The organism is Burkholderia sp. BCC0397, from assembly GCF_902832865.1.
In the GTDB taxonomy this organism is placed as follows: domain Bacteria; phylum Pseudomonadota; class Gammaproteobacteria; order Burkholderiales; family Burkholderiaceae; genus Burkholderia.
The window spans coordinates 106,495-127,437 of the sequence record NZ_CADFDL010000006.1; the positions used below are offsets into that span (position 1 = coordinate 106,495).

Consider the following 20,943-nt stretch of genomic DNA (forward strand, 5'->3'; position numbering starts at 1 on the left):
GATGCAATCACCCGCGCCGCACGACGGCGTTGCCGACCAGGAACACGAACGCGTCGACGAGATCGTCCGGCGCGGGCCGCGCGGTGCGATCGCGCTGGCCGGCACCGCAACGGCGATCGTCGTCGCGATCTGGTTCGCGTTCTACTTCCTGGTCTTCCTGCCGCGCGGCGTCATTCGGTAACCCGATCATCATGTCGAATCCTTCCGTCGACGAACGTCCGGCTTCCGCCGATATCGCTGCCCGCATCGAACGGCGCTGGGCGACGGTCGCTGTCGGCATCGTGGCCGTGCTCGTGGGCATGGTCGTCTATACGGGCGTGCATTGGGGCATGATGCCGCCGTCGCGCGTCGAGACGATCCGGCCCGAGTCGCTGCATGTCGAGGGAGAGTTCGTCGAAAGCAATCTCGGCAGCGCGGCGGAGCCGGACGGATCGGTGACGGTGCGAATGGTCGCGCAGCAGTATTCGTTCACGCCGCAATGCGTGCTCGTGCCGGCCGATACGACGATCACGTTTCGCGCGACGAGCGCCGACGTCGTGCACGGTTTTCTCGTGACCGGCACCAATCTCAACTCGATGGTGGAGCCTGGCTACATCTCGACGTTCAGGACACGCTTTCCCGAACCCGCCGATCACCTGATGCCATGCCACGAGTATTGCGGCACGGGCCACCAGGGCATGTGGGCGCACGTGAAGGTCATCGACAAGGCGGCTTTCATGCAGATGGCCGCCGGCACCCGGAGACTGAGCTGTGTTAAATAGCCGACGCCTCGTCCTCGCGCATTTCTGGCTCGCATTCATCACGTTCGGCATCGCGTTGCCGCTTGGTGCGTGGCAGATGATCGTACGCAGTCCGCTGCATTCATGGCTGCGCGATCCCGAGCTGTACTACCGGTCGGTCACGGAGCACGGCACCGTGATGGGTTACGTGTTTCCGACACTGGTCGCGATGGGTTTCGGCTACGCGGTGACGGAGCTCGCGCTGAAGCGGCCGCTCGCAGGCGCGCGCTGGGCGTGGGGCGGGCTGGCGCTGGTGGCGCTCGGCGCGGTGTCGGCCAGCGTGCCGGTCGCGATGGGGCGCGCGTCGGTGCTGTATACGTTCTATCCGCCGATGATCGGCAACGCGTTCTATTACATCGGCGTGGTGCTCGTCGTCGTCGGTTCGTGGATCTGGGTTGCGCTGATGTCGATCAATCTCGCCGCATGGAAGCGCGATCATCCCGGGCAGACCGTGCCGCTCGCGATGTTCGCGACCGTGGCGGGTGCCTACCTGTGGGGCTGGACCGCGGTTGGCGCGGCGCTGGAGGTGATCTTTCAGATCCTGCCGGTTGCGCTCGGATTCAGGACGACTATCGATGCGGGGCTCGCGCGCGTGTTCTTCTCGTGGACGCTGCACGCGATCGTCTACTTCTGGCTGATGCCGGCCTACATCGCGTACTACACGATCGTCCCGCGTGCGATCGGCGGCCGGTTGTACAGCGACGGGATGGCGCGCATCTCGTTCATCCTGTTCCTGGTCGTGTCGATGCCGATCGGCATTCATCATCTGTTCGCCGATCCGCAGGTCGGTGCGGGGTTCAAGTTCCTGCAATCGGTCTTCACGTCGCTGGTCGCGGTGCCGACGCTGCTGACGGTCTTCACGATCTGCGCGTCGGTCGAGATTGCCGCGCGGCTACGGGGCGGAAAGGGCGTATTCGGCTGGATCGCGGCGCTGCCGTGGGACAACCCGCAGATGCTCGCGCTGGCCTTCTCGTTCGTGATGCTCGGTTTCGGCGGAGCGGGCGGCCTCATCAACATGAGTTACCAGCTCGACGCGACGATTCACAACACGCAGTGGATTACCGGGCATTTCCATCTGATCTTCGCCGGCGCGATCGTCACGATGTACTTCGCGATTGCCTACGACCTGTGGCCCCACTTGACGGGACGGGCATTGACGGACCGGCGCCTGATGCGCTGGCAGCTTTGGCTGTGGTTCGTCGGCATGATCGTCACGACGTTTCCGTGGCACTGGGTCGGCATTCTCGGCATGCCGCGCCGGATGGCTTACTACGACTACGGCGATCCGGCACTGGCGGCGCAGGCGGTGTGGGTCGTGATGTCGGCGGTCGGCGGGCTCATTCTCGTCGCATCGGCGATCCTGTTCTTCGTCGTGTTGATTCGCGGGCATGCCGCGCCGCGTGTGGAACCCGGGACGTATCGCTTCAGCGAGCCCGTGCACGAATCGCCGTCCGTGCCTGTCGCGCTCAACGGTTTCGCGTTGTGGCTCACGTTGATGATCGGTCTCACGGTCGTCAACTACGGCTACCCGATCGTGCAACTGATGGCGCGCGACGACACGTCGGTTCCGGCGATCATGATCGGAGCACGGCGATGAGCGACGAACGCCTGTTCTCGTTGCGCAATCCGTGGTTCCGCACGAGTGTCGGCGCGACGCTCGGCGTTGCGCTGGTGTCTGCGTTCGTCGGCTTCGTATGGCTGCCGTCGGTGCAGCGCGATCCGCAGTTCCAGGGCGTGTGGAATGCGATCTGCAGCGCGGCCGGCGTGCCGCGCAAATGGCTCGGGGGCGGCGAAGAAACGGTGACGCCCGCGTATCCGGTCAGCCGAGTGGAAGTGACGCCGCAACTGCTGTCGGATACGACGCGGCTGTCGGTCGGCCGCGGCGCGACGCTGTCGCTTCGCTGCACGATGTGCCACGGCGAGAAGGGGATCAGCGACGCGAATTCGCCGAACCTGGCCGGGCAATACGCGATCGTGGTGTACAAGCAACTGCGCGACTTCGCGAGCGGCGCGCGGCAGAACGCGATAATGTCGCCGATGGTGCACGGGCTGGACGATCGGGACATGCGCGATCTCGCCGCGTACTACGCATCGTTGTCGCGTCCGCCGTCGCGGGCGGGCGACGTGCCGGACATCGTCGTGCTCGGCGCGCCGATGCGCAATGTCCCGGCGTGTGCCGCGTGTCACGGCGGAGTCGACCATCAGGCGGGCAGCCCATGGCTCGACGGCTTGCCGGTTGCGTATACGACGGCGCAGCTGGCCGATTTCGCGAGCGGCGCGCGACACAACGATACGTCCGGGCAGATGCGCAATATCGCGCGCAACCTGACGCCCGGCGAAATCGTGGCGGCCGCGCGCTGGTATGCGGGAATGACGCGTTGATCGCACGGATGGGCGAGCCGATGCAGGACATCGGGCCCCGTCGATCCGTCACCAGCCGATCCGGTGCTTCTCTTCCGTCTCCTGATGCCGCCAGTCGTCGTCCGCGTGCAGGTACTGGCTCGTCGTCGTGAGCGACACATGGCCGAGGTTGTCGCGCACGAGCCGCAGGTCGACGCGGCCGTCGGCCATGTGCGAGCCCGCGCTGTGGCGCAGCCAGTGCGCGGACGCCTGTTCGAGCACGCGCGCCTGTTGTTCGCCGGCATCCCCTTGAGCGCGCAGCCGGTCGGCCGCGTGCCGGAACACCTGCTTCACGATCCGGTGCAGCGCCGCGCGCGTGAGCGGCTTGCGCGTCTGGCCGACCGGCAGCACGAGCGGCGTCGGTTCGCCGTCGAACGGCAGCGCGGGCAGGCCGTGCGCGCGCCGGTAGCGCGCCAGCTCGGCCATCATCTCGTCGGTGGCCGGCACCAGCCGCTGCCGGCCGCCTTTGCCCGTCACGTCGAGCCACCAGCGCTCGTGCCCGTTCGCATCGCGTCGGCAGAAGAATTGGCCCATCGTCGTATCGGCCGCTTCGGTGATGCGCAGCCCGCCGAGATACAGCAGCGTGAACAGCCAGCGTGCGCGATCCGCATGGAAGCATGCGCGGGCATCGTCGCGCGGCATCGCGGCGATCGCGTCCTTCACCGATTGCCACAGCGGCTGCCCGAGATGGCGCGTGACGCGCGGCGCAGGCCGGCGCTGCCGCTGTCGCGACAACGCGAGCGGGTTGCCGGCCAGATAGCCGGCCTGCACGAGCCACGAGAACATCACGTTCAGGATCACCAGCGCCTGCCGCTGGCTGGCCGCCGACAGCGGCCCGTAAAACGGCCGCCAGCGCGGATCGTCGCGCGGATGCTTGCGGCCGCCGTTCGCGCACCACAGCTCGGCCGGCGCGGGCGCGAGCAGAAATTGCCGGTACACGACGAGATCCTCGTGCGTGAGCGACGACAGCGGCTTGCCGCACGCGATCACGGCCCACAGCAGCAGGCGCTCGGCTTCCTTGCGGTAGTTCTGGAACGTGGTCGGCGTATCGACGAAGCGCGCGAGCCACGCGCGCACGGCGTCGAGGTCGTTGGTCGCGGCGATCTGCGGATGCGCGCTGCCCGAGCGGTTGGTGCCCGTGCGTCCGTCGAGCGCGGCCGGCACGGCGAGCGTATCGATCGGCAGCGGGCGCAGCGCGGTGTCGGACGGAACGGATGAGGTCATGCGAAGGAAACGCGCTGCGCGAACCGCGCAGGCGTGGCCGGGCGGACGAACGCAGCGCGCGAAAGCGTATCGGGAAGCGTCGATGGTACACGATCACCACACGGTGAAGCCGTCGTCCACGACGATCGCGCGGCCGGTGACGAAGCGCGCGGCGGAACCGGAACACCGTAGCGTATCGGCTCGCACGCGACATCCGATAAAGGAGGGTGCTCGAACGCGTTCTGTAAGGTATTTGTGAACCTTCTCGCCGGGTGGCTCGTCTAATTGGCCCTCCAACGCTCCCAGAGGCATATCAGATGATTCACAAGACCCGAACGCTGCTCGGCGCGGCCGTCCTTGCCGGCAGCACGCTCCTCGCCGGATGCCAGACCGATGCGGTGGCCACCGCGCCGAATGCCGCCCGCCCGGCCGACGGCAAGCCCGTGGCCAAGACCGTCTACGTCGCGCCGCAGTCCGCGCGCTGCACGGGCGTCGCGCCGATGGAGTGCCTGCAGGTGCGCAGCAGCCCGAGCGAGCCGTGGAGCTTGTGGTACGCGGGGATCGAAGGGTTTGCCTACCAGCCGGGCTACCTGTACACGCTCGAAGTCGACGAATACCGCGTCGCGCGGCCGCCGGCCGACGGTTCGTCGATCCGCTGGGTGCTCAAGCGCGTCGTCGAGCGCCGCCAGGTGAACTGACGGCAGTGCTTACGCGGAAGGGCGCGCCGCCGCACCGGCCGGCGGCGCGGCCGTATCGATCCGCCGGAACACGACCGACGACAGCAGCGTCACCGCGCCCATGCACGCGAACGACAGCATGAACCCGTGCGCCATCGAGCCCCGATAGGCGGCGAACAGGTTGACGAGCCCGCCGCCGATCGACACGCCCAGCCCCATCGCGAGCATCTGCATCATCGTGAACAGGCTGTTGCCGCTGCCGGCGTCGGCGTGCGACAGCCCCTTGAGCGTCACGCCGTTCATCGCCGCGAACTGCATCGAATTCGCCGCGCCGAACACGATCAGCAGCACGCCTTCCAGCACCGGCGCGGGCCGCGCCGACACCAGCGCGAATCCCGCGATCGCGCAGCCGACGATCCCCGTATTCACGACCAGAAACGCCGCATAGCCGAAGCGCTTCACGAGCGGCGCGATCCAGCGTTTCGCGATGACGCCCGCGATCGCGGCCGGCAGCATCATCAGCCCCGATTGCAGCGGCGTATAGCCGAGCTGCACCTGCATCAGCAGCGGCAGCATGAACGGCACCGAACTCGTGCCGATCCGGCACAGCAGGTTGCCGAGCAGCCCCGACCCGAAGTTCGGCTCGCGGAACAGCCCGAGGCGGAACAGCGGCTGCGTGCGTCGCCGCGCGTGCGGCAGGTATGCAAGCGCGCTCGCCAGGCCGAGCCCGGCGAGCCCGGCCGCCCACACGGCGCGGTGCTCGGACATCGGCGGGTCGATCGCGAGCGACAGCGCGATCATCGCGGCCGACAGCAGCGCACAGCCGACGAAGTCGAACGGCGGCGGCTGCGTCGCCTGGTCGTGCGGCAGGTAGCGCTGTACCGCGATGAAGCCGACCGCGCCGACCGGCACGTTGACGATGAACACCCAGTGCCACGAAATCGCCTGCGTGAGCCAGCCGCCGAGCGTCGGCCCGACGATCGGGCCGAGCTGGCCGGCGATCGACACGAACGCGATCGCCGCGACGTACTGTTCGCCCGGCACGCGGCGCAGCACGGCGAGCCGCCCGATCGGCAGCAGCATCGAGCCGCCGATGCCTTGCACCGCGCGCGCGATGACGAGCTGGCCGAGCGTGTGCGACGCCGCGCAGCCGATCGACGCGAGCACGAACACGAGGATCGCGACCGAGAACACGCGGCGCGTGCCGAACCGGTCGGCGAGCCAGCCGGAGGCCGGCGTGAGCATCGCCATCGTCAGCGTGTAGACGACCACGACGGGCTGCATCGCGAGCGGCGACGCATGCAGGCTTTGTGCGATCGAGGGCAGCGCGGTGTTGACGATCGTCGTGTCGAGCGACTGCATGAAGAAGGCAGCGGCGACGATCCAGAGCAGCGCGGAATGTGTGGGTTCTCGGGACATGGGGAAATCGGTGGGGCGAAAGTCCGGCGCCGGTGCACGGTCGTGCGGCGCCCGCTCGATGGTACCGATTCCGCCGGTCATCGGGAAGCGGTCTCGCCGACCGCATCAAGGACATGTTCATCGTCGACGGTTTCAACTGCCATCCGGCGGAGATCGAGCGGCTGTTCGCCGTGCATCCGGCGATCGGGCAGGCCGCGCGGGTGGGCGTGCATGCCGATCGTCGCCGGGATGGGGCTCGGCGCGGCGGACGCGCGTTCGCACCGCCTCGCGATGTTCTCGAAGGCCGGCGTCGCGTCGTTCATCCTATTGGCTATTGCGCGCGTTGTTTTGTTGTGGGGGCTGTTCGTGCGCGAGGGGGCAGGGCGTATGCGCTGCTGTCGGGGTTCGTGCCGGCGATCATTGCAGCGGGCGTGATCGTTTGGGGCCGCGGATAATCTGCCTTTCTACTTCCGCATCCGTTCGACCACGTCGCACGACATGAGCCGACCGGCTCGCGCGGCATGTCGCGCATGGCCGGACAAGATGCATGCGCACGCATCGGTATTCACCCTGCCTCGTCACGCAGGATCGTGCATCGGCGACGCTTGCGCCCGGCGCAAAGGTGCATTTTTGCAACGCATTTTCAATGCGCTTTTCCGTACGCGATTGATCGCAACGGCAACGCGCGTGCGCTGACGGCCGTCCGGCTTCGCTCCGCGGGCGTTGCGCCATCCATGCACCGTCGACGCGCAAGACGGCACATCGCGTTTTTCGGCGTCGCTCGCCGAATACGGATACGTTCCTGAAACATTTCCCCTCGATTGCGACTCGCGCCACTACCCGTCCCGACGAATGGCGCTTTTTCCGCTTCGGCCAGCGCCGCATGGCACGCCCTTTGCGGTTCACCCGATGCCGCCGGCGCAGATGAATTTCGCCAGAACGACCCGCGCATCGGCGGCATGTAACGACATCGAAACAAACGGGGAATCGGATCGGGTCGCGCGCGCCGTGTGCCACGGCGCATGCGCAGCGCATGTCGTATCGGTCATGTGCACCGCGCAACGCGTCCCCGATCCGTAGAACAGCAAGCGTGCTTGCAAGGTGTCGTGCCGGGGTTCGCATCGCGCATCGCGACGAAGGTCGCGTGTGCGTCGCGTCGCGCCCGGCACATGTCGGGGGAGGCGCCCGTGAAAACAACAGTGAATCAATGGGCAGTAGTCGCGGCGATGTTCGTCGCGAGCGCGCACGCGCAGGAAATCTACCTGCAGGGCGGCACGCAGGGCGTCGGCATCGGGGCGGCCGTGAGCTTCAATTCGATGCTGGGCGCGCACGCGGATTTCAACGCGATCAATCTGACGCATAACTTCACGGTGGCCGGCAATCGCTATCAGGACGACCTGAAGCTGCGCCAGGGCGGCTTATATGCCGACATCTTTCCGTGGCGAGGCAGCGGCTTCCGCGCGACGCTCGGGTTGCGCTTCAACGACGACGAGCTTCACGGCGTATCGGTACCGACCAACGGGACCTACGTATTCGGCGGCAAGCGTTATCCAGCGCTGCCGGGCATGTACGCGGTCGCGGAAGCGCGTTATCCGACCGTGATGCCGTATGTCGGAATCGGCTACGGGCATCGGCCTGCGTCGAAAGGGCTCGGGTTCGTCGCCGATATCGGCGTCGCGTACGGGATACCGAAGTGTTCGTATACGCTGTCGCCGGAACTGGCCGCAGCGGCCGGACCGGCGAAGAGCCAGGTGCTGGCCGCGAGCGGGCTCGACTCGCTGCGGCAGATGATGTCGCGCTATCGGTGGTATCCGGTCCTGCAGATCGGCATCTCGTACCGCTTTTGAGCCGCGAACGGGTCACAGCGTGACCGTTTGACGCTCGCGAGCGGGCTCCGCCGCGCGGCGTGCCGGGCGTGCGTCGTGGTGCTTTGCGATGAACGGATGCTCGACGTAGCGGTAAGTCAGCAGCGCACAGAAGACGGCAACCAGCGCGCATGCCAGCGCGAGCGCCCAGATGCCCGAGTCGTCGGCTGAATTGATCGGGAAAACGAACTTGTCGACTGCATGAATGATCATGTACACGATCACCATGTGGATCATGTAGATGCTGAAACTGGCGGTGCCGAGCAGCGAGAGCGGCCGGGTCTTGAGCACGCCGTAGAACGTGTTCCCGCTGGCGATGCAGAGAAACACTGGAAGCAGCGGCAGCGCGCCGGCGATCGAATAGCGTTCGGCGGGAGACGGAGACATCGCGAGGATCAGCAGCGCGACCGTCGCCGCCGCTTTCGTGGCGAGCCGCGCGCAGATCGCGGGATGCCGCGACACCTCGTAGGCCACCGCGCCGAACGCGAACAGCAGCGCCATGCCGCCGGGCGGCCCGAACAGCGCCGCGCAGGCCGTGACGATCGCGAGCGCAAGCAGCTTGCGCCACGCACGCGTGGCGACGAACCACGCGAGAAACGGAACGGCGACGTAGAACCGCCATTCGTAGGAGAGGGTCCACCAGACGCCGCTCAGATACGGGGTTCGCTCCGCTCCGTTGATCGGGAACGCGCCGAACCAGCCGAGCGAAACGGTCTTGAGCAGGTCGGCCAGCAACTGCGTCGGTGCACCGACGGCGTTGCGAGGAAACCAGTAAAGCGTGCAGGTGACGATGACGGCCGCGTAAAACAGATAGAGCGGCGCGAGGCGTCGCACGCGCCCGACGAAGAAGGTCCGCACGTCGAGCGCGCCTCGGCATGCGCGTTCCCAGAACAGCAGCCCGGTGACCATGAAGAACATCGCGACGGGAATCGTCCCGAGATCGCGCAGGAAGTCGGTGCCGGCACCCCAGACGCCGGTCGACAGCAACGCCTGGTTGCACGCGAAATGATGGAAGACCACGGAGATGGCCAGGAGGCCGCGGAACCCGTCGAGATTGCGATAGCGCATCGACAGCGACTTGTCGACGGCCGACCGGTAGAACGGCACGTGTCGGGCGACGAGCCACGCGATGATCGCCACGGCCGCAACGCATGCCGGGAAGTAGAGTTTGTCGGGTGTCGGGGAGAACAGGGTTTCCAGAGAGGGCGTAACAAAGTCCACTGAAGGGCGTCTCGTGTCTTGGATCGGGATTTCAGGCACGGATGGTCCGCGTCGATGCAAGGTCTTCTGCGCGCTTCGCACGGCGTTCGATCGCCGGTCTTGTGATCCGATGGTATCAAACGATGGCGAGGGGTCGCGGCCCGTTGTGCAACACGATGTTTCAGCGCGAACCGATGCGACGCCCGTATTCGCAGCGCATGTCGCCAACGGCGCTCGCATCGCAAATCCCGTTCCTCGCCGGCCGGACATTCGTCGTTATCGAGGGCACTCGACTGGCCATCCGGCCGGCTTCCCCATCGTCCCGCTCCGGCTTACCTTGAGCGACAGCAGTTCGATGCGTCGGACCCGCGGCGGAAGATGGACGAAATTCTTGTCGTCCGCTGCTGCGGGTCCACGCCGACTCAGGGGTCCATCCGGTCACGAAGGTGATAGCAATGCTTGCAATTTATCTTCATGGCGCTATCATTGATAGCAAATCTGGATGGAGGTACTCATGGCAAATCTTCTGGTGCGTAACGTGGATGACACTATCGTTCAAAGCCTGCGTGAGCAGGCTGCGGCCCATGGCAGGAGCGCCGAGGCCGAACATCGAGCCATTCTGGCCGAAGCGCTCGGCCGGCCGAAGCGGCGGTCCTTTGCGCAAGTGCTGATGAGCATGCCGGAGGTGGGCGAAGACGCGGATTTCCAACGTGTTCAGGATTCAGGCGAGGTCAGGCGTGTTTTTGATTGATACGAACGTCATCAGCGAAATCAGGAAGGGCAAGCGAACCAACCGCGGCGTGCGGGCGTTCTTCAGGCAGGCCGAAGCCGACGCGAGCCCGCTTTACCTGTCCGTCGTGACGGTGGCCGAGCTGCGGCGCGGCGTCGACCTGATCCGTCATCGCGGCGATCACAGCCAGGCGTCGGCGCTCGAGGCCTGGATGGCGATGATCCTGTCCGGCTATGCGCCGAACATCCTGCCGGTCGATATCGAGGCCAGCCAGATGTGGGGGCATTTGCGCGTGCCCGATCCGACGCACGAACTCGACAAGCTGATCGCAGCCACCGCGCTGATCAACGATCTGACGGTCGTCACGCGCAACGTCGACGATTTCGCGCGCACCGGCGTCCGGTTGCTGAATCCGTTCGACTAGCGTCGCGGCGGCGGCCCGCCGTCGCGCGAAGCCGGGACGGGCGGCGCCGGCCTCTTACCGCTCGTCCTCTCGTCCCAACAGACGGTAAAAAAACGGGCTGGCGGCCAAAAAATGAGGGGCGCATCGAAACGGGCTATATCGACCGGCAACATCCGCCATGGAAGGTGTCCGGAGCGCCCGCGCTTGTGCGTCGCATCAAAATAACTTGACGAAACGGCCGCTCCCGCGTAGTGTCCGAAACCGAAGTCGTCAAGAAGTTCGATTGCTCATCATTGGCCGCACACCGTGCGGCAGTCGTTGGTCTCTCCCTCTTTGATTCTTTCTGTGCCCGTCGCGGGCGCATGTTCAATTATTTGTATTAAGGAAGTATTTGTGGATACCGGTACCGTCAAGTGGTTCAACGAAACCAAGGGCTTTGGTTTCATTTCCCCGGACAACGGCGGCGACGATCTGTTCGCCCATTTCTCCGAAATTCGCGGCACGGGCTTCAAGACCCTGGCCGAAGGCCAGAAGGTCAGCTTCGAAGTGAAGCGCGGCCCGAAGGGTCTGCAAGCGTCGAACATCACGCCGCAGTAAGCCGCATCGGCAGCGGTCGCCAAGCGGCGGCCGATGCCGGATGGAGTATCGCGCGGGGCGCCGCATGACGGCGGCCTGCGCGTTCCGATGCGCACGACCGATGCATCGCGACATTCACGATGCATCGGTCGTGACGCCTCCCTCATCGCATGCGTGACCCGCGTGCGACGCAACGCCCTCGCGAAGCGCTCGTCGCTTCGCCAGCGCATCACCGCTTCAACGCATCAACCCGAGCAGGCCGCCGCCATGCCCCGTAGCCGGCGCGGTCCCGACTTGCGCGGCGCGCTCATTGCGCCGCCGCCACCACCGACCGCCCGAACGCCGCAACGCGCCGGGCTCCGATCGCAAGACAGGCCCGTGGCCCGTCTGAACGAACCGATCCCGGCTGCCTGCCGGCCGCCGTCCCGTTTGCGGGAGCCGGCGCCGGGCAGATCGCCGCGGCCGCGGTCAATCACCTTGTCTGGAGGAATTGGTTTGGCAAAAGAAGAACTGCTGGAACTGGACGGAATCGTCGACGAAGTGCTGCCGGACAGCAAATACCGTGTCACGCTGGAAAACGGCGTCGTGGTCGGCGCGTACGCGTCGGGCCGCATGCGCAAGAACCACATCCGCATTCTCGCGGGTGATCGCGTGACGCTGGAACTGTCGATGTACGACCTGACGAAGGGTCGCATCAACTTCCGGCACAAGGACGCGAATTCCCCGCGTCCCCCGCGAAGCGGGCAGCCGCGCCGCTAAGCGGCCACGACCGGTGCGCAGCAGCGCGCACCGATCGTCACCTGTCCGGCCCCATGGCCGGACGAACCGGATGAACAGCGCACTGTGTGCCGTTCGTCGATCGCCGGCGGCGCCGTCGCGCCGCGGCGGCTTCTTCTGCTTCTCCCGCCTTTACCGGCGCCGCGCGTGCTCCACGCTCAGGCGGCCGCGTCCCGCAGGAAATCCTCGATCACCATCGCGAAATACGGCGGACATTCCTGCATCGGGTAATGCCCGCAATTTGGTATCGTCACGAGCCGCGCGTTCGGATGCCATGCGAGAAACGTCGCCTGCATCGCCGCTGCGTCGAGCCCCGGGTCCTTGTCGCCGACGATGACCAGAAAGCGCGTGTCGAGCCCGCGCACGTCATCGACGAAGTCGGTTCCGGTCAGCATGCCGAGATACGCGAGTCGGCAAGCGGGCGCCACGCGTTCGCGGTTCTGCCGCAGCTTGACATCGGCCCAGCGCGCCGACAGTCCCCCCGTCACGAATCGCACGAGCCGGCGAAACGCATCGTCGTCGACGGTCGTGCTCGCGAAGAATGCGCGTGCGTCGTCGTGCAGGCGATTGCCGGCCGCCGACACGGGGCACACGGCAATCGCGCTCTTGATGCGCGACGGCACGTCGGCGGCGAGCCGTTGCGTCGCCATGCCGGTCATTGAATGGCCGATCACGTGAAAGCGCTGCCAGCCGAGACGATCCGCGAGCGCGACGCAATCGGTCGAGATCTCGTTGATCGTGTACGTGCCGCCCAAGTGAATGGACGCACCGTAGCCGCGCAGATCGGCGAACACGTACGTGAAGGCCGTTTCGTCGAAATACGGCAGCAGCGCCGCGTAGTTCGTATGGTCGCCGAGCCAGTCGTGCAGGACCATCACGCATTCGGGGCCCGTGCCGTGCCGCAGGTAGCCGAGGCCGCCGGGTGCGCTGTCCGGGCGGGAGGCGAGGGTGTCGAGAGGATTCATTTCAAGTCGTTTCCTTTTGGTCCGGGAACCAAAACGAAACGCCCTCCCGGCGGACCGGGAGGGCGTCTTGAAAGTGCATCGATCGTATCGGGCCGATCGACGAAAGTCAACGCTCAGAGCGCCATCCCACCCGACACCTCGATGCTGCGCATTGACCCAGCGGCCGGGCCGCACGGCGGCGAAGTGTCGCGTGTCGTGTTCGCCAACGGTCATGCCCAGCGCGTCGTCGCGGCGATCCATGCGCTGCGCGGCCAGTTCGCCGAGGCGATCCGCGTCGACGAACTCGCCGCCGTCGCGCAGATGAGCCCGTCCGCGTTTCACCGGCGATTCAAGGTGCTGACGGCGCTGGCACCGCTGCAGTACCAGAAGCGGTTGCGTCTGCTCGAAGCGCGACACCTGATGATGACGGGCGCGGCGAACGCGGAAACGGCCGCGTATCGCGTCGGCTACGAAAGCGCGTCGCAATTCGGCCGCGAATACGCGCGGATGTTCGGTGCACCGCCGCGGCGCGATGTCGTCACGCTGAAAACCGCACCGGCCACCGGTTAAATGCACGCGCCGCGACGCCGTTCGCCTGCGGCTTTACGCGCGGGCCGGCGCGGTCGTACACTCGTCGGCAATGCGCGGCCCGCGTGCGGCTTTCAATCCCTTCAGCGCTTTCCGCGGGCCAACGGCCGTGCCGGCCGGACATTCGTCGCGCGACGCCAGGAGGCGCCATGAGTGCAGACGCAGCCCCCGCATCCCCGTCGGTTCAGGATCGCATCCAGCACATGTTCGTGCTGATGCTCGAGAACCGTTCCTTCGATCACCTGTTCGCGCTGTCGGGCATCGCCGACATCGTCGCCGCGTCGCCGGGCAACAGCAACGCATACGGCGGCGCGGTCTATCCGTTCGGCGGCGGCGCGCCCGACCGGATGCCGACCGATCCGTGTCACGAATTCACCGACGTGCTCGAACAGCTCTGCGGCGCGGGCGTGCCGTTCGTGAAAGGACACGCGTATCCGCCGGTCAACAATTCGGGGTTCGTGTCGAACTACGCGACGTCGCATTCCGACGGCACGCCGCCGCAGCCGGCCGACGCGGGCAAGATCATGCTGGGCGTCGATGCCGCGACGCAGGCGCCGTCGCTGTACGCGCTCGCGAATGCGTTCGTGCTGTGCGACGCGTGGCATGCATCGATGCCGGGGCCGACCTGGCCGAACCGGTTCTTCCTGCACGGCGCGTCGTCGGCCGGGCTCGATCATTCGCCGACCAAGGAGGAAATGTGGGGGTGGGATGCGCTGGACGGCTTTCCGTACCCGAAGGATTCGATCTTCGCTGCGCTCGGCGACGACAACTGGCGCATCTACCAGGACCAGACGGGCGATCCGCTCGGCCACGTGCCGCAGGTTGCGTCGCTGAAGGGCATCAGCTTCTTCGACGTCGACGATCTCGCGCATTTCGAAGCGGATCTCGCGGCGGGCTACACCGCGCGCTACACGTTCATCGAGCCCGGCTATGGCGACATCGTGCACGGCACCTACCGGAACGGCAGTTCGCAGCACCCGATGGACGGGCTGGCCGGCGGCGACCAGCTCGTCGCACGCGTGTACAACGCGATCCGCAACTCGCCGGTATGGAACAGCAGCCTGTTCGTGATCGTCTACGACGAGCACGGCGGCTTCTACGATTCGGTCGGGCCGGGCGCCGCGCCGCCGCCGAACGATGGCGCGCCCGCGACGCTGAACGCGAGCGGCTTCGGCTTCGACGTGTACGGCGTGCGCGTGCCGGCGATCGTGATTTCGCCGTGGGTCGCGGCCGGGCACGTCGATCACACGCCGTATGACCACGCGTCGGTGGCCGCGACGCTCGAGCGGCTGTTCGGCCTCGCGCCGCTGACCGACCGCGATCGCCTCGCCCATGACCTGCTCGCGCTCGTCACGACGACGTGCCGGACCGATTGTCCGCAAAGGATCGGAACATGAGTCCCGCCCCGACTCCGGACCCGCGCGATGCGCTGCCTGTGCGCGACGGCACGAGCCTGATCGCCTATCTGCACATCCTGAGAAAAGCGCATGGGGCGCTGGTCGGCCAGGACAAGGCTCACCAGCGCTTCAGCGAGATCGTCACGCGCGGGCAGGCGCGGCAATACATCGAGGAGCTGATGCCTGTGCTGTTGCAGAAGCGCGCCGAGCACCGGGCGCGCAAGCATGGCGGGAAGCATCGGTGATTCGGGCGGCGGATAGTGGCTATGGCTGTTATCTGCGACTGGCGCGTGCGGCGCCGCGCGCCGACGCTCGTGCAGCCGGTCGCGCAGCGTCACGCCGATTGCCGCGCGCGTCGCACACTGACCGCCGACCCGGCAGCGCCTGCCAACTGCACCGCTGCACCGACGAACATCGCCGCGCGCAACCCGGCGGTGCCGCCATGCGCGACCGCGAACAGCGTGCCGAGCACCGCGATCCCGAGCGTCGCGCCGGTCATCCGCGCGACGTTGACGAGCGCGCTCGCGGTGCCCGAGCGCGCGGTCTCGACGGCGCCGACCGCGACGGTCATCAGCGGGCCTGTCGCGATCCCCATCCCGAGCCCCGTCATTGCGAGCCCGATCTCGGCGCCGAGCAGGCTCGACGAAGCGGCCGATGCGCCGATCGCGGCGAGCCCGCTCGCGATCACCGCGACGCCGCCGGCCGTCGTCACCCGCGTGCCGACGCGTTCCGACAACCGCCCGGAGCACGGTGACACGGCGACGAACACGAGCGCCATCGGCAGCAATGCGAGGCCCGCGCCGGTCGAATCGAGGCGGCCGATGCTCTGCCACGTGAGCGGCAGCAGGAACAGCACGCCATACATCCCGAACGTCATGCCGGTGGTCGCGGCGATCGCGCCGCGAAACGCGCTGATCTGGAAAATGTCGAGCGGCACCAGTGCGGATTCGCCGTGACGGCGCTCGATCGCCACGAACGCGACGCACGACGCGACCGCGATGCAGCCGGCGCCTCGCGGAACACGATCGCCGCATACGCGAGCGCGCCGAGCGCGAGTGCGCCCGTGACTTGCGCCGCGCCGTCGAAATGCCGGCCGCGCGGATCGGACGATTCGGGCACGGCCGGGATCGCGAGCAGCATCGCGGCAATGCTCAGCGGCACGACGACGAAAAAGATGCTGCGCCAGCCGAAGTGCCGGATCAGCACGCCGCCGAGTGTCGGGCCGATCGCCATCGCGACGCCGTTGCACGCGGCCCAGATGCCGAGCGCGCGGCCGCGTTCGACCGGGGCGCGCCACACGACCCGCACGATCGCAAGCGACGCCGGCAGCAGCAGCGCCGCGCCGACGCCGGCCAGTGCGCGGGCGGCGATCAGCACCGACACCGACGGCGCGAGCGCGCACAGCAGCGACGCGATCGTGAAGATGGCCGTGCCGGCGATGAAGACGCGGCGGCGGCCGTACAGGTCGGCGAGCAGCCCGCCGGTCAGCAGCAGCACCGCATACGTGAGGTTGTAGCTGTCGACGACCCATTGCAATGCGCCGACATCGGCATGGAAATAGGCGCCGATCGCACGCGTGGCGAGGTTGACGACGGCCGTGTCGACCTGGGCCACGAGTACGGCGAGACAGAGGGGCAGGAGGGTGACGCAGCGGCGTTTGATGATGGAGGCCGGTTCGAACGATCCTGAATCGGGCACGGCGCTTCTCCTTCGCAACATGTCTGTTCCGCCAGCCTACGCCCAAGCTGCTGACAGCCTACTGGCAGTAGCCGGTGGGGTTGTATCACGTTGGCATCTTCTCCACGATGTAGTGCGGCGTTGCCCTCCGCCGGGTCACTACCCGTGACGTGTGCATTCGTCGGATTGGCAGATTTAGCTTCCTCTTGCCACAGTGGCGTCACGGTCGGCAATGCGGAATTCCCTTAGTCACGATAGTGGGGGCGATGCCCACGTAGTGGGTCGGGGCATTTCCAGAATTTTCAATACGACTTAGTACCAGTACTAGTCTTTTATTTGTTTCGAATTGAAAAATAACAATCCAATCTCAAAATTAAAAATTAAAACGTCGGATTTTGCGTTGACGAATTGGATTGCAAAAAAATAGAATTCATCGCCGTATCGCTTCGATTGTGCAGTTGCTTGGGCGAATTTTGTATGGCACGGCCGCCGTATTAAAAGCCCATGTCGAAAGACGTCGTCATGGATATTTCGTAGTCGAGATGTGTATGGATTCACAATTTTTCACGTGAAATAGAATTGATTGGTCCATTTCATATGGACCGGTCATGCCATTCAAATTGAAACGATGGAAGTGCGCCCATGATTGAAAAACAGCTGTTTCCTGCCGCAACGGAATCGAATGTCTACTTTGGTCCATCTGCACAAAAAAAGTGGCTGAGACGCGTTGCGCCGCGCAATATCGACGTCGTTTTGCTGACACATCCGCGCGATCGGGCGGATGTCATCCGGATGTTTCCATGGGTCGGCATGCTCGACGGAGAGGCGCTTGCCGACCTGCTCGATTGCCTGCAACCCGTCTACGGCGAGATCATCGAGGCGAAGGACATCAATATCGGCATCCTCTTTTTGCCGATTCTCGCGCAAGACATGATTGATCCGAGAAGGCGTGCATCCAGTCGCAGCCGTATGGAGAAGGAGGGACTCACCAAGGCGGCGGCGATGGGCGCGCGGCATGTCTGCCTGGGCGGATTGACAGGAGCGCTGACCCATTATGGCCGCCGCATCGAAGCGCGCTCGAAGGAACTCGATATCGAATTGACGACCGGCCATGCGGTGACATCGGTTTCGATCGTCCGGCAGGTCGACAAGGCACTCGCCGAGTCGGGATTGAACGGGAGCGACGCCGTTCTAGCCATTCTTGGCGTCGGCAGTGTGGGTGCGGGGGTGGCCCGGCTGCTGGCGCGCTCGCCATCGGCCATGCGTCCCGCGGAACTGATCCTCGTCGACACGCTGCAACAGCAGGACAGGCTTCGCGCCATCGCAGGCGAAGTGGCGGCATGTTCATCGATGCGGGTATCGGTCGAGGTGCTTCCGACGCGCCATGCGGTGCCGGACGACAGCCGCTGCTATCGCGATGCCAACGTAATCGTCAGCGCGGTCAGCACGCCGTCCATTCTCGATATCGATCTCGTGCGCGCCGGCACGATTCTGATCGACGACAGCCAGCCTTATTGCTGGGATCGCCATGCAGCGTGGGCACGCGTGCAGGCACGTGGCGACATCCTTCCCTGTGACGCAGGGCTTGTCGATGTGCGCGAGATTGCATACCGATCGTTCTTCCCGTTCGATTTCGCCGACGACGTCGGTCATGGGAGCGTGGTTTCATGGTCGTGCCTCGCCGAGGGGCTGTTGCGCGCCAGTTTGCCGCACCTCGCGAGCAATATCGGTGAGGCCGATGTGACGCAACTGCTCGCATACGAGCAGGCGTTCGATGACATGAAGTTCGGAATCCCGCCGCTCCAATGCGGAAAGCATGTGCTGGATGTCGCCGAATTCCGCGGATTTCTGCGCGATGCGGCTGGACCCTCCGGTTTGCGGGGAGATCGTTCGTGAAAGCGATCCCGATCCACCGCGGATGCAACCGTTGCGGGATGCCGTTGCACTACGACGCGCTGATGAACGGCACCGACGCCGATGAGACGGCGGCATCGGGGCTATGCGCACACTGCTCGGGCGTGCAATCCGGCCGGTGCGAGGAATACGGAGCGGATGCCGATCACGAATGGTTGCTTGACGCGATCATTTCGGCAGCCGACGGCGAGCGCACCTGGCGTCACAAGGCCCTTTCGATCGCGAAACGCCTGCCGATCGTAGGCGACGGCAGTCTCGGGACCGCCGCCGCCATGCTCGATTCGATTCCGTCGCGCAACGAGCGTTCGACCTATTCCGCGATGGTGCTTTACAGCGGGGGCAAGGACAGCACCTACATGTTGGTTCAACTGGCCGAGAAAGGCTTGAACGTTTGCGCGTGGATGCTGGATCCCGGTTATCAGTCGCCGCAAACGCTCGAGAGCGCGCGGCGTGTTACCGCGAGGCTCGGCATTCCGCTGGTCATCGAGCGCCCGGATAAAGCGCTTACGGATGCATTGTTCCGAACGGGATTCTCGATCGACGGGAACTCGGATGTGGATTTGCAGAAAGGGGCGATGACGTACGGCTCCGCGTGCTGGCCCTGCTTTTCGTTGATTGCCGTCAGTGCGAGCGCCTTCGCGAATCGTCATCGCATTCCGCTCTGTTTCATCGGTACGCAGAAAGGCCAGAACCGGTTGAATCTCGAAGGTACGGGCGTGTTGTCCGCGCGGGCCTTACCGAAAGTCAACGATCTCGTTGCCAAGTTCGTACAGCCGTTCCGCAAAGCGATTCCGGATCACGCGGCTTCGCTGGACGCAGATCCCGACGACGTCCGGTTTCCGACTGTGCTCGTGCCGTTCTACGAGATCGTGCGTAAGCCCGAGCGGGAGATCCAGATTGCCCATATCGAGCGGTATGGCTGGGTTCTTCCAAAAAATACGGGCGCCTGCAGTTCGAACTGCATGATCAACGAGTTGGGCCGGGCAGTCATGCGTTCGAGATTCGGTTTCGACCTGTATCAGGTGATCGATGCGAACGAACGCCGGCTCGGGCACGCCCCGGATGGGGCGGCCTCCGGCTCACCCGATCCGGCTATCGTGCGTCTCGGTGCAACGATGCTCGGCTTGACCGAGCGGGAGACCGCCGAACTCGGCGTGAAGATTCGAAAAGGCAACCACGATGCGTAACCTGAGCGAAACCGAGACCTATTCCTTTACCGATCACGTCCTGAGTCGCGCCGTCTTCGCGCTGTCGCGCGTCGTGGGAGTGAAGAACATCACGCGACCGTTCTGGAATCGCTGGCGGGCGGCCCTGTTCGACCAGAACACGCTGGATCGATTTCTTGCCGCAATGCACGGCCTTTCCGACTGGCCGACGAAGGGCATGGAATTCCTGCAAGGCGAGATTCGACGGGTCGAGGCGATACTGCCAGGGATGTCCGACGACGAGGCCATTGCGCACTACCGGCGGCTATCGTTCCTCGCCCACCTGGTTCAATGGGGTTGCCTGCCGCTTTCGGATGCGAAGACGACTGCCTATCGGCATTGTCGCGACTTCTACGTCGAGGCCGAGCGCCGTGCATTTGGTGCGCGATTCGCCCGTATGCGCATCGACTGGCGACACAAACCGATGTGGGCGAACCTGCATTTGCCGGCAGCCCCGTTATCGTCGGGGAAGATTCCGTTGGTCGTGATCGTGCACGGCATGGACGACGTCAAGGAGGAGCATCTCGCGAGCGAGCTGTTGTTTTCCGAAGCGGGTTTTGCCGTGCTGTGCATCGATGGACCGGGGCAAGGCGAAACCTTCCTGATCGATGGCACGACGTGGCCGGAAAACTTCGACGACGCGATCGTCGCGGCCGTCGACGCGATGAGCGCCTATCCGCAGATCGACACGGAAGGCTATGCCGTCGTCGGCATCAGTTGGGGCGGCATGTGGGCCTACAAGATTGCAGCAGCCGACCCGCGTGTCGGCGCTATTCTCGATCTGGGCGGCCCCGTCGACGCGCGCGAATTCAACAAGCTGCCTTTCTTTCTTAAAAGCAAGTTTTGCCAGATTCTCGGCATCACGTCGCTCGACGACGCGCAAGATTCGGTCGACCACTTCGCCATCCGCGACGTCACGATGCTCGGAAAGATCCGTGCCCGCGTCCATATCGTTCATGGCGGCCGCGATCCGCTTGTGTCAGTCGCAGACAAGACATGGCTGCGCGATACCCTGAACGGGATCGGACGAACCGAAGGCGTCAAGCTGACGCTATTCGCCGACGGAGACCATTGCTGTACGCAATACGTGACCGAAATCCGGCGTGCGGCAGCCACCGAATTTCTCGACGCCTATACGCAGCGAATCGGCGCCCGGTGCCGGTCGGACCGTCGCTTGCTCTGAGCCGTCGTCGCATACAACCACGCCATA

Annotated in this window: 21 protein-coding genes and 1 pseudogene; 16 read left to right on the plus strand and 6 right to left on the minus strand. The window is 65.4% G+C overall.

From position 1 onward, the window contains the following. Position 1 precedes the first annotated feature (1 nt). The 4 genes from HWX03_RS19935 to HWX03_RS19950 are packed head-to-tail and all read left to right on the plus strand — an operon-like array spanning position 2 to position 3,161. Positions 2-181: a hypothetical protein gene (locus tag HWX03_RS19935; protein WP_208456810.1), complete on the plus strand. Its 180-nt coding sequence runs from the start codon at positions 2-4 to the stop codon at positions 179-181. Between the two features lie 10 nt (positions 182-191). Continuing rightward, on the plus strand, positions 192-761 hold the full coding sequence (locus tag HWX03_RS19940; RefSeq protein WP_175872387.1) for a cytochrome C oxidase subunit II: 570 nt from the start codon (positions 192-194) through the stop codon (positions 759-761). Then, complete coding sequence (locus tag HWX03_RS19945) at positions 751-2,376, plus strand: b(o/a)3-type cytochrome-c oxidase subunit 1 (protein ID WP_175872388.1); 1,626 nt, start codon at positions 751-753, stop codon at positions 2,374-2,376. Before HWX03_RS19940 ends, HWX03_RS19945 begins: the two co-directional genes overlap by 11 nt. Further along, positions 2,373-3,161, plus strand: coding sequence for a c-type cytochrome (locus HWX03_RS19950; RefSeq protein WP_175872389.1), 789 nt, complete (start codon positions 2,373-2,375; stop codon positions 3,159-3,161). The genes HWX03_RS19945 and HWX03_RS19950 overlap by 4 nt, the downstream gene beginning before the upstream one ends. Before the next feature lie 48 nt (positions 3,162-3,209). Here HWX03_RS19950 and HWX03_RS19955 read toward each other — a convergent pair whose 3' ends face one another. Then, positions 3,210-4,403, minus strand: a complete 1,194-nt coding sequence (locus HWX03_RS19955) for a tyrosine-type recombinase/integrase (RefSeq protein ID WP_175872390.1) — start codon at positions 4,401-4,403, stop codon at positions 3,210-3,212. Between the two features lie 296 nt (positions 4,404-4,699). Between HWX03_RS19955 and HWX03_RS19960 the strand changes: the two genes are divergently transcribed. Further along, positions 4,700-5,080, plus strand: a complete 381-nt coding sequence (locus HWX03_RS19960) for a DUF4377 domain-containing protein (protein ID WP_175872391.1) — start codon at positions 4,700-4,702, stop codon at positions 5,078-5,080. 9 nt (positions 5,081-5,089) lie between these two features. On the opposite strand, the gene HWX03_RS19965 is transcribed toward HWX03_RS19960, so the two are convergent. Continuing rightward, positions 5,090-6,478 carry a DHA2 family efflux MFS transporter permease subunit gene (locus HWX03_RS19965; RefSeq protein ID WP_175872392.1) on the minus strand — a complete coding sequence of 463 codons (1,389 nt, stop codon included), beginning with the start codon at positions 6,476-6,478 and terminating at the stop codon, positions 5,090-5,092. Positions 6,479-6,555: 77 nt separating this feature from the next. After that, the gene (locus HWX03_RS19970) at positions 6,556-6,780 is read right to left on the minus strand and encodes a hypothetical protein (protein ID WP_175872393.1); all 225 of its coding nucleotides are present in this window, start codon (positions 6,778-6,780) and stop codon (positions 6,556-6,558) included. Between the two features lie 846 nt (positions 6,781-7,626). Between HWX03_RS19970 and HWX03_RS19975 the strand changes: the two genes are divergently transcribed. Then, a complete protein-coding gene (locus HWX03_RS19975; RefSeq protein ID WP_175823932.1) occupies positions 7,627-8,304 on the plus strand; it encodes a hypothetical protein in 678 nt (225 codons plus the stop codon). 12 nt (positions 8,305-8,316) lie between these two features. Here HWX03_RS19975 and HWX03_RS19980 read toward each other — a convergent pair whose 3' ends face one another. Continuing rightward, entirely contained in the window at positions 8,317-9,543 is a 1,227-nt protein-coding gene (locus tag HWX03_RS19980) for an acyltransferase (RefSeq protein WP_175872394.1), read from the minus strand. 493 nt (positions 9,544-10,036) lie between these two features. On the opposite strand from HWX03_RS19980, the gene HWX03_RS19985 reads away from it, so the two are divergent. The 4 genes from HWX03_RS19985 (at position 10,037) to infA (ending at position 11,990) form a co-directional block, all read left to right on the plus strand. Further along, positions 10,037-10,273 carry a DNA-binding protein gene (locus tag HWX03_RS19985; RefSeq protein ID WP_175823892.1) on the plus strand — a complete coding sequence of 79 codons (237 nt, stop codon included), beginning with the start codon at positions 10,037-10,039 and terminating at the stop codon, positions 10,271-10,273. Next, positions 10,260-10,676 (plus strand): type II toxin-antitoxin system VapC family toxin, encoded by a 417-nt coding sequence (locus HWX03_RS19990; RefSeq protein ID WP_175823931.1) that lies wholly within the window; start codon positions 10,260-10,262, stop codon positions 10,674-10,676. The genes HWX03_RS19985 and HWX03_RS19990 overlap by 14 nt, the downstream gene beginning before the upstream one ends. A 372-nt stretch (positions 10,677-11,048) precedes the next feature. Then, positions 11,049-11,252 carry a cold-shock protein gene (locus HWX03_RS19995; protein ID WP_006483056.1) on the plus strand — a complete coding sequence of 68 codons (204 nt, stop codon included), beginning with the start codon at positions 11,049-11,051 and terminating at the stop codon, positions 11,250-11,252. Positions 11,253-11,726: 474 nt separating this feature from the next. After that, a complete protein-coding gene (infA, locus tag HWX03_RS20005; protein WP_027780754.1) occupies positions 11,727-11,990 on the plus strand; it encodes a translation initiation factor IF-1 in 264 nt (87 codons plus the stop codon). Between the two features lie 176 nt (positions 11,991-12,166). Here the strand turns inward: infA and HWX03_RS20010 are convergent, their stop codons facing one another. Then, a complete protein-coding gene (locus tag HWX03_RS20010) occupies positions 12,167-12,973 on the minus strand; it encodes an alpha/beta hydrolase (RefSeq protein ID WP_175872395.1) in 807 nt (268 codons plus the stop codon). 141 nt (positions 12,974-13,114) lie between these two features. Here HWX03_RS20010 and HWX03_RS20015 point away from each other — a divergent pair, with 141 nt between their 5' ends. The 3 genes from HWX03_RS20015 (at position 13,115) to HWX03_RS20025 (ending at position 15,182) form a co-directional block, all read left to right on the plus strand. Beyond that, positions 13,115-13,522: an AraC family transcriptional regulator gene (locus HWX03_RS20015; RefSeq protein ID WP_244132695.1), complete on the plus strand. Its 408-nt coding sequence runs from the start codon at positions 13,115-13,117 to the stop codon at positions 13,520-13,522. Between the two features lie 167 nt (positions 13,523-13,689). Beyond that, a complete protein-coding gene (locus HWX03_RS20020) occupies positions 13,690-14,937 on the plus strand; it encodes an alkaline phosphatase family protein (protein ID WP_175872396.1) in 1,248 nt (415 codons plus the stop codon). Beyond that, on the plus strand, positions 14,934-15,182 hold the full coding sequence (locus HWX03_RS20025; protein ID WP_175872397.1) for a hypothetical protein: 249 nt from the start codon (positions 14,934-14,936) through the stop codon (positions 15,180-15,182). The genes HWX03_RS20020 and HWX03_RS20025 overlap by 4 nt, the downstream gene beginning before the upstream one ends. Before the next feature lie 89 nt (positions 15,183-15,271). Here HWX03_RS20025 and HWX03_RS20030 read toward each other — a convergent pair. Beyond that, positions 15,272-16,656, minus strand: a pseudogene (locus HWX03_RS20030) (MFS transporter). Positions 16,657-17,256: 600 nt separating this feature from the next. Here HWX03_RS20030 and HWX03_RS20035 point away from each other — a divergent pair. From HWX03_RS20035 to HWX03_RS20045, 3 genes are read left to right on the plus strand one after another with little or no spacing between them, the layout of a single operon-like run. Further along, positions 17,257-18,510 carry a hypothetical protein gene (locus HWX03_RS20035; protein WP_175872398.1) on the plus strand — a complete coding sequence of 418 codons (1,254 nt, stop codon included), beginning with the start codon at positions 17,257-17,259 and terminating at the stop codon, positions 18,508-18,510. Beyond that, the gene (locus HWX03_RS20040) at positions 18,507-19,715 is read left to right on the plus strand and encodes a 7-cyano-7-deazaguanine synthase (protein ID WP_175872399.1); all 1,209 of its coding nucleotides are present in this window, start codon (positions 18,507-18,509) and stop codon (positions 19,713-19,715) included. The genes HWX03_RS20035 and HWX03_RS20040 overlap by 4 nt, the downstream gene beginning before the upstream one ends. Beyond that, positions 19,708-20,916 (plus strand): alpha/beta fold hydrolase, encoded by a 1,209-nt coding sequence (locus HWX03_RS20045; protein ID WP_175872400.1) that lies wholly within the window; start codon positions 19,708-19,710, stop codon positions 20,914-20,916. The genes HWX03_RS20040 and HWX03_RS20045 overlap by 8 nt, the downstream gene beginning before the upstream one ends. Positions 20,917-20,943 lie beyond the last annotated feature (27 nt).